At 59.6% G+C, this 15,163-nt stretch carries 8 protein-coding genes, 2 tRNA genes and 2 rRNA genes; 3 read left to right on the top strand and 9 right to left on the bottom strand.

Annotation, left to right across the window (positions count from 1 at the left end; genetic code table 11):
- Nucleotides 1-72: 72 nt before the first annotated feature.
- The 5 genes from cyoD to L0U82_RS24890 form a co-directional block, all read right to left on the bottom strand.
- Nucleotides 73-411, bottom strand: coding sequence for a cytochrome o ubiquinol oxidase subunit IV (gene cyoD / locus L0U82_RS24910; RefSeq protein ID WP_233835391.1), 339 nt, complete (start codon nt 409-411; stop codon nt 73-75).
- Entirely contained in the window at nt 412-1,017 is a 606-nt protein-coding gene (gene cyoC, locus L0U82_RS24905) for a cytochrome o ubiquinol oxidase subunit III (protein ID WP_233835388.1), read from the bottom strand.
- Nucleotides 1,017-3,038: a cytochrome o ubiquinol oxidase subunit I gene (gene cyoB, locus L0U82_RS24900; RefSeq protein ID WP_233835386.1), complete on the bottom strand. Its 2,022-nt coding sequence runs from the start codon at nt 3,036-3,038 to the stop codon at nt 1,017-1,019. The genes cyoC and cyoB overlap by 1 nt, the downstream gene beginning before the upstream one ends.
- A gap of 3 nt (nt 3,039-3,041) precedes the next feature.
- Nucleotides 3,042-3,935 carry a ubiquinol oxidase subunit II gene (gene cyoA / locus L0U82_RS24895; protein ID WP_233835384.1) on the bottom strand — a complete coding sequence of 298 codons (894 nt, stop codon included), beginning with the start codon at nt 3,933-3,935 and terminating at the stop codon, nt 3,042-3,044.
- A gap of 391 nt (nt 3,936-4,326) precedes the next feature.
- Nucleotides 4,327-5,883 (bottom strand): complex I subunit 4 family protein, encoded by a 1,557-nt coding sequence (locus tag L0U82_RS24890; protein WP_233835382.1) that lies wholly within the window; start codon nt 5,881-5,883, stop codon nt 4,327-4,329.
- A 680-nt stretch (nt 5,884-6,563) separates the two neighbouring features.
- On the opposite strand from L0U82_RS24890, the gene L0U82_RS24885 reads away from it, so the two are divergent.
- The 3 genes from L0U82_RS24885 (at nt 6,564) to L0U82_RS24875 (ending at nt 11,290) form a co-directional block, all read left to right on the top strand.
- Entirely contained in the window at nt 6,564-7,340 is a 777-nt protein-coding gene (locus L0U82_RS24885) for an ABC transporter ATP-binding protein (protein ID WP_233835381.1), read from the top strand.
- Nucleotides 7,330-9,909 (top strand): FtsX-like permease family protein, encoded by a 2,580-nt coding sequence (locus L0U82_RS24880; protein WP_233835380.1) that lies wholly within the window; start codon nt 7,330-7,332, stop codon nt 9,907-9,909. Before L0U82_RS24885 ends, L0U82_RS24880 begins: the two co-directional genes overlap by 11 nt.
- Before the next feature lie 274 nt (nt 9,910-10,183).
- Nucleotides 10,184-11,290, top strand: coding sequence for a lipocalin-like domain-containing protein (locus L0U82_RS24875; RefSeq protein WP_233835379.1), 1,107 nt, complete (start codon nt 10,184-10,186; stop codon nt 11,288-11,290).
- A gap of 60 nt (nt 11,291-11,350) precedes the next feature.
- Here the strand turns inward: L0U82_RS24875 and rrf are convergent.
- From rrf to L0U82_RS24855, 4 genes are all read right to left on the bottom strand, one after another.
- Nucleotides 11,351-11,464, bottom strand: a 5S ribosomal RNA gene (rrf, locus tag L0U82_RS24870).
- 234 nt (nt 11,465-11,698) lie between these two features.
- Nucleotides 11,699-14,578 (bottom strand): 23S ribosomal RNA (locus L0U82_RS24865).
- 295 nt (nt 14,579-14,873) lie between these two features.
- Nucleotides 14,874-14,949: transfer RNA gene (locus L0U82_RS24860), tRNA-Ala, on the bottom strand.
- A 71-nt stretch (nt 14,950-15,020) separates the two neighbouring features.
- Nucleotides 15,021-15,097: transfer RNA gene (locus L0U82_RS24855), tRNA-Ile, on the bottom strand.
- Nucleotides 15,098-15,163 lie beyond the last annotated feature (66 nt).

The following is a 15,163-nucleotide window of genomic DNA, read 5'->3' as shown; positions in this document are numbered from 1 at the left end:
CGGCAGCACATAAAAAAGCCCCGCGAGACTTCCATCCCACGGGGCTTTTATTCCAGCTAACGCGTTATCCGCTTAGCGCGACATCATATGCATGCTCACGTTGTGCATCACCCACAACGTGCCGCCAACCACGATAACCGCGGTCAGCACGGTAAATGCAAACGCCGTGACGTTCCAGCGCTGCGCCGACGATCCGTTCATGTGCAGGAAGAAAACGAGGTGCACGATGATCTGCACGAGCGCGAGACCCGAGATCGCAAACAGCGCGTTCGAGCCTGTCAGCGTTCCGGTCATCACGAGCGCGAACGCCGCGACGGTCAGGATGACGGCGAGCACGAAGCCAATCGTATAGCTGCCGAAGCTGCCATGGCTTTCGCCCGAGTGTCCATGATGGCTATGGCTATGGTCCATTTAGATCACGCTCGCAAGATAGACAAAGGTGAAGACGCCGATCCACACGACGTCGAGGAAGTGCCAGAACAGGCTCAGGCACGTCAGGCGGATCATGTCGCGCTCGGTCAGATCGCGATGACGCATCACCTGGATGGACAGCACGATCATCCAGATCAGGCCGAACGTCACGTGCAAACCGTGCGTGCCGACCAGCGTGAAGAACGACGACAGGAACGCGCTGCGGCCCGGACCCGCGCCTTCGGCGATCAGATGCGAAAACTCACGCATTTCCAGCACCAGGAACGCGACGCCGAGCAGGAACGTCACGGCGAGCCACGACTGCAGCACGCCCTTGCGGTTCTTGTGCGCGCCGAGCATCGCGAAACCATACGTGATGCTCGACAGCAGCAGCATCGCCGTTTCGAGCGCGACGCCCGGAATCTCGAACAGGTCCTTGCCGCTCGGACCGCCCGCGAACTGGTGGCTCATCACCGCGAACACGGCGAACAGCGCCGCGAAGATGATGCAGTCGGTCATCAGATACAGCCAGAAACCGAACACCGAGTGCGACGGCACGTGGTCCGGCGCGAGTTGCGGGTCAACCGCAATAGTCTTCTGTAACATCAGTCCACCTCCAGCGCGGCCTGTGCGCCAGCACGCGCGCCGGCGTCGGCCACGGCGGCAGCACCGCCGCTGCGTTTCTCTTCAATCAGCGCGACAGTGTCGGCCGGGATGTAATAGCCGTCGTTGTCCTGGAAGCTGTAGACGATCACGGTACCAATCGCGCCGACGAAGCCGACGATCGCAAGCCACCAGATGTGCCACACACCAGCAAAACCGAGCACCAGCGAGAACAGACCCACCAGCAAACCGGCGGACGTATTCGACGGCATATGAATGTCGCGATACGGCGGCACGACCTGCGCGCCCTTCTGCGACTTCATGTCGGCGAACGCATCCAGCTTGCGGACCGTCGGAATGTGCGCGAAGTTGTACGCCGGCGGCGGCGAGCTGGTCGCCCATTCCAGCGTATGACCATCCCACGGATCGCCCGTGAGGTCGCGGTTTTCCGGCAAATTGCGATCGCGAATGCTGACGAACAGCTGCAGCAACTGGAAAGCGATACCGATTGCGATCAGCACCGCGCCGAACGCGGCGGCGATCAGCCACGGATGCCATGCCGGGTTGTCATAGTGATTCAGACGGCGCGTCATGCCCATGAAGCCGAGCACGTACAGCGGCGTGAACGCAACCCAGAAGCCGATCTGCCAGAACCAGAACGCAGCCTTGCCGAGCTTCTCGTTCAGCTTGAAGCCGAACGCCTTCGGGAACCAGTAGTTGAAGCCGGCCAGATAGCCGAACAGCACGCCACCGATAATCACGTTGTGGAAGTGAGCGATCAGGAACAGGCTGTTGTGCAGCACGAAGTCCGCGCCCGGAATCGCCATCATCACGCCGGTCATACCGCCGATCGTGAACGTGACCATGAAGCCGAGCGTCCACAGAATCGGCGTCGTGAACTGCAGACGGCCCTTGTAGATCGTGAACAGCCAGTTGAACACTTTGACGCCGGTCGGAATCGCAATCACCATCGTCGCGATACCGAAGAACGCATTCACGTCAGCGCCCGAACCCATCGTGAAGAAGTGGTGCAGCCACACGAGGAACGACAGCACCATGATCGCGCAGGTCGCCCACACCATCGTCTTGTAGCCGAACAGCGGCTTCTTCGCAAACGTCGCGACCACTTCCGAGAAGATACCGAACGCCGGCAGGATCAGGATGTACACCTCGGGGTGACCCCATGCCCAGATCAGGTTCAGGTACAGCATCGCGTTGCCGCCGGCTTCGTTCGTGAAGAAGTGCATGCCGAGGTAGCGGTCCAGACCGAGCAGCGCGAGCGTGACGGTCAGGATCGGGAACGACGCCATGATCAGCACGTTCGTGCACAGCGCGGTCCACGTGAACACCGGCATCTTCATGAACGACATGCCCGGAGCGCGCATCTTCACGATCGTTACGAAGAAGTTCACGCCAGTCAGCAACGTGCCGATACCGGAGAGCTGCAAGCTCCACAGGTAATAGTCGACGCCGACGCCTGGGCTGAATTGCAGTTCGGACAGCGGCGGATAAGCGAGCCAACCGGTCTGCCCGAATTCACCGACCACCAGCGAGATGTTGATCAGGATCGCACTGACCGCCGTCATCCAGAAGCTCAGCGAGTTGATGAACGGGAACGCGACGTCGCGCGCGCCGATCTGCAGCGGCACGACGAGGTTCATCAGACCGACCATGAACGTCATCGCCATGAAGAAGATCATGATGACGCCGTGCGCGGTGAAGATCTGGTCGTAATGATGCGGCGGCAGGAAGCCCGGGCTCAGATACGACAGCGCCAGTTGCATGCGCATCATGATTGCGTCGGCGAAGCCGCGCAGCAGCATGATGAACGCGACGACGATGTACATCACGCCGATCTTCTTGTGGTCGACGGACGTCAGCCACTCGCTCCACAGGTAGCGCCATTTGCCGAGATACGTGATTCCGCCGAGCACCGCCAGCGCGGCGAGCACCATGCCGGCGCCCGCGACAACGATGATTGGCTCGTGATACGGAATCGCATCGAGCGTTAGTTTTCCGAACATGCGTTACCCCTTAGGCGCACAGTTGGCGTCCTTCATGTTGTCGAGGACGTTGCCGTTGTTGTATCGCGCAATGATGTTGTTGAAGAGCTTCGGATCGACGGTCGAGAAGTAGCGCACCGGATCCTTCTCGCTCGGCGTGGACACCGCGTGGTAGCGGTCCATATCGAGCCGATCCGACGACGCGCGCACCTTCGCAACCCATGCGTTGAACTCTTCAGGCGAGGTCGCGAGCGTACGGAACTTCATGTCCGAGAAGCCTTTGCCGCTGAAATTCGCCGCGAGGCCCGCGTAGTCGCCGGCGTGATCGGCGATCAGATGCAGGCGCGTTTGCATGCCTGCCATCGCGTAGATCTGGCCGCCGAGCTGCGGGATGAAGAACGAATTCATCACCGTGTCGGACGTGATCAGGAAGTTCACCGGCGTGCCGACCGGGATCGCGAGCTGGTTCACCGAAGCAATGCCGAGATCCGGATAGATGAAGAGCCACTTCCAGTCGAGTGCGACGACTTCGACGTTGATCGGCTTGACCTGCGATTCGAGCGGACGATACGGATCGAGCTCATGCGTGCTCTTCCACGTCAACACGGCGAGGAACAGAATGATCAGCGTCGGAATCGTCCACACAGCGATTTCGACACCGGTCGAATGCGTCCATCCCGGGCGGTATTCGGCGTTCCGGTTCGACGCGCGATAACGCCAGGCGAAAAACAGCGTCAGCGCGATGACGGGAACCACCACGATCAGCATGGCCCACGTGGACGTCGCGATCAGATCACGCTCCGCGAGTCCCACACTCCCCTTCGGATTCAGAATATCGAGGTTGCTGCAACCCGACAGCAGCAACATGAGGCCGGCTGAAAGAAAACTTGCCGGCCTGGTCAGAGCCCGTCCTTTCATATGCCCTGCCTCTTCTTTTTGACTTCAACGAACGTCATTCGACGGCTCTCCATTAATAAGCGCACGGATCATAGGGGCGCATCGAGTGCCGATAAACACTCGATTTCACAACGATCTATTGCGTCGCGACACAGTGCGGCACGTTGCCGCATACTGTCGCGCGCCCTATCAATCAGCGGCATTTGCAATGCTCCCTGACGAAGCATCGAAAAGTTGACGCATCACAAAAGCCCCTGAAAAAAGCACTCGAAATTCGCTGGACACGGTGCGGCTTGACTGAACTACATCGCGTGTGCGGTTCGCAAGGGATCGATGGCGACGCGCAAAAGCGCATCAACATTGCGGCACCGCTGATGCGTGGATGCCACAACACTTGATGCGCTTCGTTCTGTCAGCCCGGAGTGCGTACCGCTGCGGATGCCGGCGTCGGTGCCGCGGCTTGCAGATGTTCGTGGCCGCCCGCCGGCGCCGAATCCGAAGGCAGCGCGGAACGTTCCGACTGCGCGAGCAGCGTGCCGACCGACGGATCGATTGCATCGGTGAACGGCTTCGGATCGAGACCGATCGCGAGCACCAGCAGCGACATCGCGCCGAGCAGCACGAATTCGCGCTTGCCCAGGTCTTTCAGTTTGGCGACGCGTGCATTGGCGATCGCGCCGAAAATCACGCGCTTATACATCCACAACGTGTAGGCCGCGCTCAGGATCAGCGTGCTCGCGGCGAGCGCGCCGATCCAGAAGTTGAAGCGGATCGCGCCCATCAGCACCATGAATTCGCCGACGAATCCCGACGTGCCGGGCAAGCCGATATTGGCCATCGAGAACAGCATCACGAAGGCGGCGAAGCGCGGCATCGTGTTGGCGACGCCGCCGTATTCGGCGATCGACGCGCTCTTCGTGCGGTCGTACAGCATGCCGGTGCACAACAGCATCGCGCCGGACACCACGCCGTACGAGATCATCTGCACGATCGCGCCGGACTGGCCGAAGCGGTTGAACACGAACAGACCGAGCGTAACGAGGCCCATGTGCGCAACCGTCGAATACGCGAGCAGACGGCGCATATCGGTTTGCACGAGCGCGAGCAGGCTCGAGTAGATCACCGCGACGAGCGACAGCGTGATCATCATCGGCGCGAAGAAGTGGCTCGCTTGCGGCGCAATCGGCAGCGCGAAACGCAGCAGGCCATAGCCGCCGATTTTCAGCATGCCGATCATCACGGCTGCACCCGTGGGGCCATCGAGGTGGACATCGGGCAGCCACGTATGCAGCGGCCACATCGGCACCTTCACGCCGAACGCGGCGAGAAAGCCGAGGAAGATCAGTGCCTGCGGGACCATGTCGAGATGCGTGTCGCGCCACACGGCAAGATCGAAGCTGTGTGTCTGGCTATACAGATAGAGCAGCGACATCAGCATCATCAGCGAGCCGAGGAACGACACGAAGAAGAACTTCACCGCTGCATACGTGCGGTTCCTGTTTCCGTAAGTGCCGATCAGCAGATACAACGGAATCAGCGTCGCCTCGAACGCGATAAAGAACATCATGCCGTCGAGCGACGTGAACACGCCCTGCATGAAGCCTGACAGCAGCAGGAACGCGCCGAAGTACTGCGCGGTGCGCTGTGTGATCGACTCCCACGACGCGATCACGATGATGATCGTCGTCAGCGCGGTCAGCGCGACGAGCCACAGCGAAATCCCGTCGATGCCCACATGCCATGCGATATCGAACGTCGGCGACCAGCGGACGTTTTCGACGAACTGCATCGAAGTCACGTCGTTACGGAAGTTTGCCACGAGCGGAATCACCGGCAGGAAACCCGCGACCGCGCCGATCAGCGCAAGCCAGCGCGTGCGATTGCGCGCTGCGTCCGATCCGACTCGCAGAACCACGAATCCGGCGACGATGGGAATCCAGATGAGAAGACTAAGAAGAGGCAATGGCATGTGCTGTCAAAACATGAGTACGAAACGCCGCGTCAACGCCGCCAGAACAACTGACAATGAAACCGATATGTAAGCTTTCTTCGCTGGAATTGGCGTGCGGAGCGGGTTTTCCGCTACACGTTTACCCGCAGTCGGCTGACCAAGGGTGGGAGATTACCAAGTAAAGAATAATTTTGCATCGCAGCAGCGGCGAAATCCTCGCCACAATTAATTGTTACCGGGCGTGCCCTTGCAAAACGCATGAAAATGTGCGCTTGCACATTGTTACAGATCGCGGCGAAGGCACTGAAAACTTGCCCGCAAAAGCTGGCAATTAGAGGTGAGTTGGCAGCTTTTAAGCGTTTACTTTTTTGAGCGCGAGTGCGGCTGGAATGGATCGTGCTGCGCTGCGTCGCTCAACCTGCGCGGGGCCACATCGAAGCGAAGAATTTTGCGTAATAACAGGCAAAAAAATATTTTGTGTGCGGCTCTGAATTTTTCTCTGGGTTAGGTCCGCCCATGCACGATACGACCCGCTGTTCGAATGCCCAAACCGCCTGCGAAAGACTTCGCGAAGCCTCCATACTCCTTACAGCGCGACACGGATATCGCGCGAATCGCTGCGAAAATTCGCGCGGCAAGGCACACTGATTTCATCGACGGCGCCGTTGCCGCCCATCTATTTTTCCGGATCTTCCCGCATGGCGCTTCGTCACGATGCCGTCGTTCCCGCTCTCGAATGCCGCGGACTGAGCAAACGGTATGGCGCCGGCCGCATCGTGCTCGCGCAGCTCGATTTCACGCTCGCGGCGGGTGAGTTCGTCGCGATCATGGGCGACTCGGGCGTCGGCAAGTCGACGCTGCTCAACCTGATCGCCGGGCTCGATCGCGCGGATAGCGGTAGCGTGATGCTCGACGGTCGTGCGATCGAACAACTCGACGACAAGGCGGCAACCCGCTTGCGGCGGCAAAAGCTCGGCTTCGTCTTTCAGGCGTTTCACGTGCTGCCGCATCTGACGCTCGTGCAGAACGTCGCGCTGCCGCTGCTGCTCAACGATCTGCCGCCCGCCGGCGCGCTCGACATGCTCGCGGCGGTCGGACTGGATGGGCGCGGCGGCGACTTTCCGCGCGATCTCTCCGGCGGTGAACTGCAACGCGTCGCGATCGCGCGTGCGCTCGTGCATCGGCCGACGCTGATTCTCGCCGACGAACCGACCGGCAACCTCGACCCCGCGACCGCGCATGATGTGCTCGGCCTGTTTCGCGCGCAAAGCAAGGCGACTGGCGCGGCGACGATCATGGTCACGCATTCCGAAGCCGCGGCCGCCGTGGCCGATCGCGTGCTGATCCTGAGTGATGGCGGGCTGCATGCTGCAGCCGCGAAGGCGGAGAAAGTTGCGGATGCAGCGAATGCTTCGCGCTGTGTCGACCCACCTGCGCGAGCCTCCTCCCCACGCTCGAATGACGATGCGCACTGACCCTCGTCCCCACGCGCGCGCGCCCGGACATCGCGTTCTCGCGCGCTGGCTGCTGGGCGCGGAATGGCGCAGTCATCGCGGGCGGGCGCTGGTCGCCATTGCAACGATCGCGCTCGGTGTCGCGCTTGGCTACGCGGTGCAACTGATCAACGGCGCGGCCTTCAATGAATTCTCCGCGGCCACGCGCAGCCTGTCCGGCGAAGCCGATCTGCAGGTGCGCGGCGCGCAGCCTTTCGTCGACGAGGCCATCTATCCGCGTCTGGCGAACGAGCCCGGCGTGTCACTCGCGAGCCCGGTGCTCGCATTCGATGTCGCTGTCCGGGAGCGCAATAGTGCGTTGCCGATGCTCGGTATCGATGTATTTCAGGCCAGCCGGATCACCCCTGATCTGATCGGCGTGCCGGCGCCGGACCGGCAACTCGATACGCTCGCGTCCGATGCGGTGTTTCTGTCGGCCGCCGCGCAGCAATGGTTGAACGTCAAGACCGGCGACCACGTGACGTTTCTCAATGGCACGTCGAGCGTGCGTCTGCGCGTTGCGGGCGGGCTCGTGCGAACGCGGCCGGGTCAGCGGCTCGCTGTCATGGATATCGCCGCCGCGCAGTGGAGGTTCGGCAAGGTGGGCAAGCTGTCACGTGTCGACGTCCGACTCGAGCGCGGGGTCGACCGGCAACGCTTCAAGCACGATCTGCAGGCGCGGCTGGGCAACATGTGGGTCATCGCCGAGGCGCGCGACACCGACAGCCGCACCGATCGCCTTTCGCGCGCGTATCGAATCAATATGAACGTGCTCGCACTGGTGGCGCTTTTCACCGGCGCATTCCTCGTGTTCTCGACACAGGCGCTCGGCGTCGTGCGACGGCGCGCGCAGTTCGCGATGCTGCGCGTGCTCGGTCTCACTCGGACTCAGTTGATGCGACAGATCCTCGTCGAAGGCGCGTTGCTCGGACTGATCGGTTCGTTATGCGGTCTTGCGCTCGGCTATGCGATGGCGAGCGCTGTGTTGCATCTGTTTGGCAGCGATCTGGGCGGCGGCTATTTTCCAGGCGTGCAGCCGCGTGCGAATTTCCAGCCACTGGCAAGCGCGGTGTTTCTGGTGCTCGGTGTTGCGGTAGCGGTGCTGGGCAGCATGGCGCCCGCGCTCGATGCGGCGCGCGCGCGGCCGGCGGTGGCGCTCAAGGCGGGGGCCGAGGAAGGCGCGTTGGCGCGGCTCGCGACGCCATGGCCCGCGTTGGGTTGCCTGCTGGCCGCTGCCGTTCTCACGCGCTTGCCGCCGTGGTTCGATGCACCGATTGCCGGCTATCTCGCCGTTGCGTTGTTGCTCGTCGGCGGCATCGCGCTGATGCCGCGCGTGACGGCGTTCATCTTCGGCATCGCGAGCCGCGTCTGCGCGATGCGACGGCATCCGGGCGTGACCGGTACGCTCGCGCTCGCACGTCTCGCGAACGCGCCGGGCCAGGCATCGATTGCGATGGGAGGCGTGCTGTCGAGCTTCGCGCTCATCGTTGCGATGGCAATCATGGTGGCCAGCTTCCGCGTGTCGGTCGACGACTGGCTCATGCATCTGCTGTCCGCCGATCTGTACGTGCGCGCGACATCGGCTGGCAATAGCGGCGACGCGGGCGGCCTGCGGCCGGACGAACAGGCGCGGATTGCGGCGCTCCCCGGTATCAGGCGCGCCGCGTTTGCACGGAGCACACATCTGACGCTCGATCCCGCTCGGCCGGACGTCGCAGTGCTCGCGCGCGACATCGACGCGGCCGATCCAGGCGCGACTCTGCAAATGACCGGCACAGTGCTGGCGCCGTCCGCGTTTCGCGCTGAAGAAATACCCGTGTGGGTGTCCGAGGCGATGGTCGATATATACGGGTACAAGGCGGGGCAGCGCGTGCATCTGCCGCTTGGCGAGGCCGGCCAGGTTTTCGTCGTCGCCGGCGTATGGCGCGATTACGCACGACAGAGCGGCGCGATTCAGATGCGGCTTGCCGACTACCGACGTCTGAGCGGCGACACCAATGCGACCGATGTCGCGGTGAGCGTCGAGCGAGGTGTCAGTGTCGAACACGTGATCGACGAATTGCGGACACTGCCCTTCGGTGCAGCGCTGCAGATGTCGCAACCCGGTGAGATCCGTGCGCGCACGCTGATGATCTTCGATCGCAGCTTCGCGGTCACTTATCTGCTCGAGGCGGTCGCGATCGTGATCGGACTGTTCGGTGTCGCTGCAACGTTTTCCGCGCAGACGCTCGCGCGAGCCCGCGAGTTCGGGATGCTGCGGCACGTCGGCGCGACGCGTGCGCAGATCCTCGGCATCTTCGCGTCCGAAGGTGGGCTGCTTACGGCTTGCGGCATTGCATTCGGTTTCGCTCTCGGCTTTGCGATTAGCCTGATTCTCGTGTTCGTCGTCAATCCGCAGTCGTTTCATTGGAGCATGTCGCTGCACGTACCGTGGACGATATTGAACACCGTCGCGCTGGTGATGCTGATTCTGTCGTGTTCGACAGCGGTAGTCGCCGGCCGCGGCGCGGTTTCCGTGGATGCGCTGCGCGCGGTGAAGGAGGACTGGTGATGCAGGCCGTGCGGTGTGAGCGGAATCAGCGCTCGATGTGGAGCGGGCGATGAGCGCAGAGTCCATTCGTGAGCGTTGCGCCGCGTTGCGTGGATGGGCAACGCGGATCGCACGCATGTGGGGTGTATCGATGCGGCCAGCTGTTATGCGCGCGATGATTTGTGCGTATGCAACGGTGTTCCGGATATCGACCGTTATTACTGGCCGATGTAACGTGAGGCGACGATACCCCTGCTCTCTTTTTCTTCGCTTGCGAGGCTGGCTATGTATCGGTATGACCACGGTGTCGCCGGCGTTTGCCGCGGGCGTCGATTTGCCGGCTGCCGTGCCGGCCTCGTTCTCAGCTGTCACCCCGGATCATCCAATCGCGCTGTCGCAAGACAGCGGTGCGCACCCCGCTTTTCGTACCGAGTGGTGGTACGCGACAGGCTGGCTCAATACACCGGATAAGCAGCCTCTCGGATTTCAGATTACGTTTTTTCGCTCAGCGACGGGTCACGATGCCGCCGACCCGAGCGCTTTCGCGCCTTCGCAGTTGATCATCGCGCACGCCGCGTTGAGCGATCCGACAGTCGGACATCTCGTTCACGACCAGCGCATCGCCCGCGAAGGCTTCGGACTCGCGTATGCGAAGCTGGCCAATACCAATGTCAAACTCGACGCGTGGAAAATGATTCGTAACGCGGATGGACACTATGACGTTACTGTCGACGCTGCCGGGTTCTCGCTACATCTCACGTTGACGCCGACACAAGCGCCGTTGCTCCAGGGCGAGCGCGGCTATTCACGCAAAGGGCCGCGACCAGAACAGGCGAGCTATTACTACAGCGAACCGCAACTGCGCGTCACGGGTACCGTGGTGCGGCCGGCGACGGCCGAACGCACGGCGCAGCGCACTGCTGCCGTAACGGGTATCGCGTGGCTGGATCACGAATGGTCGAGCACGTTGCTCGATGCTGACGCTGTCGGATGGGACTGGCTCGGCGCTAATTTGAAGGACGGCTCGGCGCTAATGGCATTCAAGGTACGTCGCAGCGATGGCCAGGCAGTATGGGCACACGCGACGCTACGCAATGCCGATGGACAGGTGACGAATTTCGACCGCGATCAGGTGGAATTCACGCCGGTTCGCACGTGGCGCTCACCTCGCACAGGTGCATCCTATCCGGTTTCGATGACGGTCAGGACAGGGACTGTGACGTGGCAAGTCGAACCACTGATGGATGACCAGGAACTCGATTCACGGCAATCGACCGGCGCGGTGTATTGGGAAGGCGCGGCGCGGGTAAGCCGTGCGGGTGCGGACGTCGGCCGAGCCTATCTGGAGCTGACGGGATATGCGGACGCGCTGCGCACGGGAAGAGATGAAGGGAGGAACTGAGTAGTGGCCCGTAAACGCAGAAACCCCACCGCATTGGGTGGGGTTTCTGTCTTGAGGGGAGCCTGACGATTACCTACTTTCACACGGGCAATCCGCACTATCATCGGCGTGGAGTCGTTTCACGGTCCTGTTCGGGATGGGAAGGGGTGGGACCGACTCGCTATGGTCATCAGGCATGACGGGTTGCTGCGTCGCTGGGGGTTGGAGTCAACCGGTGAGCGCCACAGCCAATCGGGAAGAAGCGTAAAGGATTCGTGTGTGAATCGTGTTGGGGGGTTGTGTTGGTTCTGGCACAACACTGATCTCAACCGTGCGTCCTGTCACCTCCTGTGGAGGTTCGTATCCCCTTCGGGGATCGGACATCCGTAAGTGCTGAAGCACTAACGGTTGTCGAGACACACCTGTTATAGGATCAAGCCTTACGGGCAATTAGTATCAGTTAGCTCAGTACATTACTGTACGTGCACACCTGACCTATCAACGTCCTGGTCTTGAACGACCCTTCAAGGGGCTTAAAGCCCCGGGGATATCTCATCTCAAGGCGAGTTTCCCGCTTAGATGCTTTCAGCGGTTATCTCTTCCGAACATAGCTACCCGGCGATGCCACTGGCGTGACAACCGGTACACCAGAGGTTCGTCCACTCCGGTCCTCTCGTACTAGGAGCAGGTCCCTTCAAATATCCAGCGCCCACGGCAGATAGGGACCAAACTGTCTCACGACGTTTTAAACCCAGCTCACGTACCTCTTTAAATGGCGAACAGCCATACCCTTGGGACCGGCTACAGCCCCAGGATGAGATGAGCCGACATCGAGGTGCCAAACACCGCCGTCGATATGAACTCTTGGGCGGTATCAGCCTGTTATCCCCAGAGTACCTTTTATCCGTTGAGCGATGGCCCTTCCATACAGAACCACCGGATCACTATGACCTGCTTTCGCACCTGTTCGACTTGTCAGTCTCACAGTCAAGCACGCTTATGCCATTGCACTATCAGCACGATTTCCGACCGTACCTAGCGTACCTTCGTACTCCTCCGTTACACTTTGGGAGGAGACCGCCCCAGTCAAACTGCCTACCATGCACTGTCCCCGATCCGGATTACGGACCAAGGTTAGAACCTCAAACAGATCAGGGTGGTATTTCAAGGACGGCTCCACTGAGACTAGCGTCCCAGCTTCAAAGCCTCCCACCTATCCTACACAGACCGGTTCAAAGTCCAATGCAAAGCTACAGTAAAGGTTCATGGGGTCTTTCCGTCTAGCCGCGGGGAGATTGCATCATCACAAACACTTCAACTTCGCTGAGTCTCGGGAGGAGACAGTGTGGCCATCGTTACGCCATTCGTGCAGGTCGGAACTTACCCGACAAGGAATTTCGCTACCTTAGGACCGTTATAGTTACGGCCGCCGTTTACCGGGACTTCAATCAGGAGCTTGCACCCCATCATTTAATCTTCCGGCACCGGGCAGGCGTCACACCCTATACGTCCACTTTCGTGTTTGCAGAGTGCTGTGTTTTTATTAAACAGTCGCAGCCACCAGTTTATTGCAACCCTTTCACCCTTCTGGCGCAGGCCAGTCAAGCTACAAGGGCGTACCTTATCCCGAAGTTACGGTACCAATTTGCCGAGTTCCTTCTCCCGAGTTCTCTCAAGCGCCTTAGAATACTCATCTCGCCCACCTGTGTCGGTTTGCGGTACGGTCACTGTGAAACTGAAGCTTAGAGGCTTTTCCTGGAACCCCTTCCAGTTGCTTCGCGACCTAAGTCGCTCGCGCCACACCCTTGAATCCTGCGCCCGGATTTGCCAAAGCGCCTTCTCCAATGCAGCGACCGGGACTTCCAACACCCGGACAACCTTCCGCGATCCGTCCCCCCATCGCATTTCACAATGGTGCAGAAATATTAATCTGCTTCCCATCAGCTACGCATTTCTGCCTCGCCTTAGGGGCCGACTCACCCTACGCCGATGAACGTTGCGTAGGAAACCTTGGGCTTACGGCGAGGGGGCCTTTCACCCCCTTTATCGCTACTCATGTCAGCATTCGCACTTCCGATACCTCCAGCACACTTTCCAGTGCACCTTCGCAGGCTTACGGAACGCTCTCCTACCATGCATATAAATATGCATCCGCAGCTTCGGTATATGACTTAGCCCCGTTACATCTTCCGCGCAGGACGACTCGATCAGTGAGCTATTACGCTTTCTTTAAAGGATGGCTGCTTCTAAGCCAACCTCCTGACTGTTTTAGCCTTCCCACTTCGTTTCCCACTTAGTCATATTTGGGGACCTTAGCTGGCGGTCTGGGTTGTTTCCCTCTTGACACCGGACGTTAGCACCCGATGTCTGTCTCCCGTGATTGCACTCTTCGGTATTCGGAGTTTGCTATGGCGTAGTAATCCGCAATGGACCCCACAACCATGACAGTGCTCTACCCCCGAAGGTGATACACGAGGCACTACCTAAATAGTTTTCGGAGAGAACCAGCTATTTCCAGGTTTGTTTAGCCTTTCACCCCTATCCACAGCTCATCCCCTAACTTTTCAACGTTAGTGGGTTCGGTCCTCCAGCACGTGTTACCGTGCCTTCAACCTGGCCATGGATAGATCACCTGGTTTCGGGTCTACACCCAGCGACTGGACGCCCTGTTCGGACTCGCTTTCGCTACGCCTGCCCTAATCGGTTAAGCTTGCCACTGAATGTAAGTCGCTGACCCATTATACAAAAGGTACGCCGTCACCCCTTGCGAGGCTCCGACTGTTTGTATGCATGCGGTTTCAGGATCTGTTTCACTCCCCTCCCGGGGTTCTTTTCGCCTTTCCCTCACGGTACTGGTTCACTATCGGTCGATCACGAGTATTTAGCCTTGGAGGATGGTCCCCCCATCTTCAGACAGGATTTCACGTGTCCCGCCCTACTTGTCGTACACCCAGTTCTTTCCCGCTGTTTTCGTCTACAGGGCTATCACCTGCTATGGCCGCACTTTCCAGAGCGTTCGACTAACAATGAGAATAAAGAGTACAGGCTGATCCCATTTCGCTCGCCACTACTTTGGGAATCTCGGTTGATTTCTTTTCCTGCGGTTACTTAGATGTTTCAGTTCACCGCGTTCGCTTCACGTAGCCTATGTATTCAGCTACGGATACCTCATAAGAGGTGGGTTTCCCCATTCGGACATCTCCGGATCAATGCTCGTTTGCCAGCTCCCCGGAGCTTTTCGCAGGCTACCGCGTCCTTCATCGCCTGTGATCGCCAAGGCATCCACCACATGCACTTGTTCGCTTGACCCTATAACGGGTATGTCTCATCTCGAGACGCACTCGCTACAGGTTGAGTATTCGTGTTGCGCCGTATTCCAAAGCGATCTTTCGATCACTTAAAAATACATCGATACAATCACAACCCTGATTCACCTACTCACGCACCCATCTCTAAGTACGCTTTCGTGAATCTCTTTACTACTTCTTCCTGATTGTTAAAGAACGACAGCCGATTATGAGTTGCCTCATATCGCTCTGACTGGCTCAATCGCCAATGCGAAGTACTCAGCATCGCTTCATGCTGAACCCTTGGCATTGAGGATTGGTGGAGGATGACGGGATCGAACCGACGACCCCCTGCTTGCAAAGCAGGTGCTCTCCCAGCTGAGCTAATCCCCCAGTCATGCAACAGACAGATACCTCATCCGTTCAGCCCCAGCGGGTCTTCAGCCAGCACCACAGACAGGCACTGGTGGGTCTGGATGGATTCGAACCATCGACCCCCGCCTTATCAAGACGGTGCTCTAACCGACTGAGCTACAGACCCCTGAGTCTGTCTGATCTTCTTCTAACTACAGCCGATAAGCGTGAGCGCTTCGATGTCAGAACACGC

The organism is Paraburkholderia sp. ZP32-5, from assembly GCF_021390495.1.
Taxonomy (GTDB): Bacteria; Pseudomonadota; Gammaproteobacteria; order Burkholderiales; family Burkholderiaceae; genus Paraburkholderia.
Note: the sequence above shows the minus strand (reverse complement) of the source record. Positions and strands in the feature narration are given on the sequence as shown.

Excerpts from the sequence above, each read along its gene's own strand:
- cyoD (WP_233835391.1), bottom strand. The coding sequence starts at position 411 with ATGGACCATAGCCATAGCCATCATGGACACTCGGGCGAAAGCCATGGC.
- L0U82_RS24875 (WP_233835379.1), top strand. The coding sequence starts at position 10,184 with ATGACCACGGTGTCGCCGGCGTTTGCCGCGGGCGTCGATTTGCCGGCT.
- cyoB (WP_233835386.1), bottom strand. The coding sequence starts at position 3,038 with ATGTTCGGAAAACTAACGCTCGATGCGATTCCGTATCACGAGCCAATC.
- L0U82_RS24880 (WP_233835380.1), top strand. The coding sequence starts at position 7,330 with ATGCGCACTGACCCTCGTCCCCACGCGCGCGCGCCCGGACATCGCGTT.
- L0U82_RS24885 (WP_233835381.1), top strand. The coding sequence starts at position 6,564 with ATGGCGCTTCGTCACGATGCCGTCGTTCCCGCTCTCGAATGCCGCGGA.
- L0U82_RS24890 (WP_233835382.1), bottom strand. The coding sequence starts at position 5,883 with ATGCCATTGCCTCTTCTTAGTCTTCTCATCTGGATTCCCATCGTCGCC.
- cyoA (WP_233835384.1), bottom strand. The coding sequence starts at position 3,935 with ATGAAAGGACGGGCTCTGACCAGGCCGGCAAGTTTTCTTTCAGCCGGC.
- cyoC (WP_233835388.1), bottom strand. The coding sequence starts at position 1,017 with ATGTTACAGAAGACTATTGCGGTTGACCCGCAACTCGCGCCGGACCAC.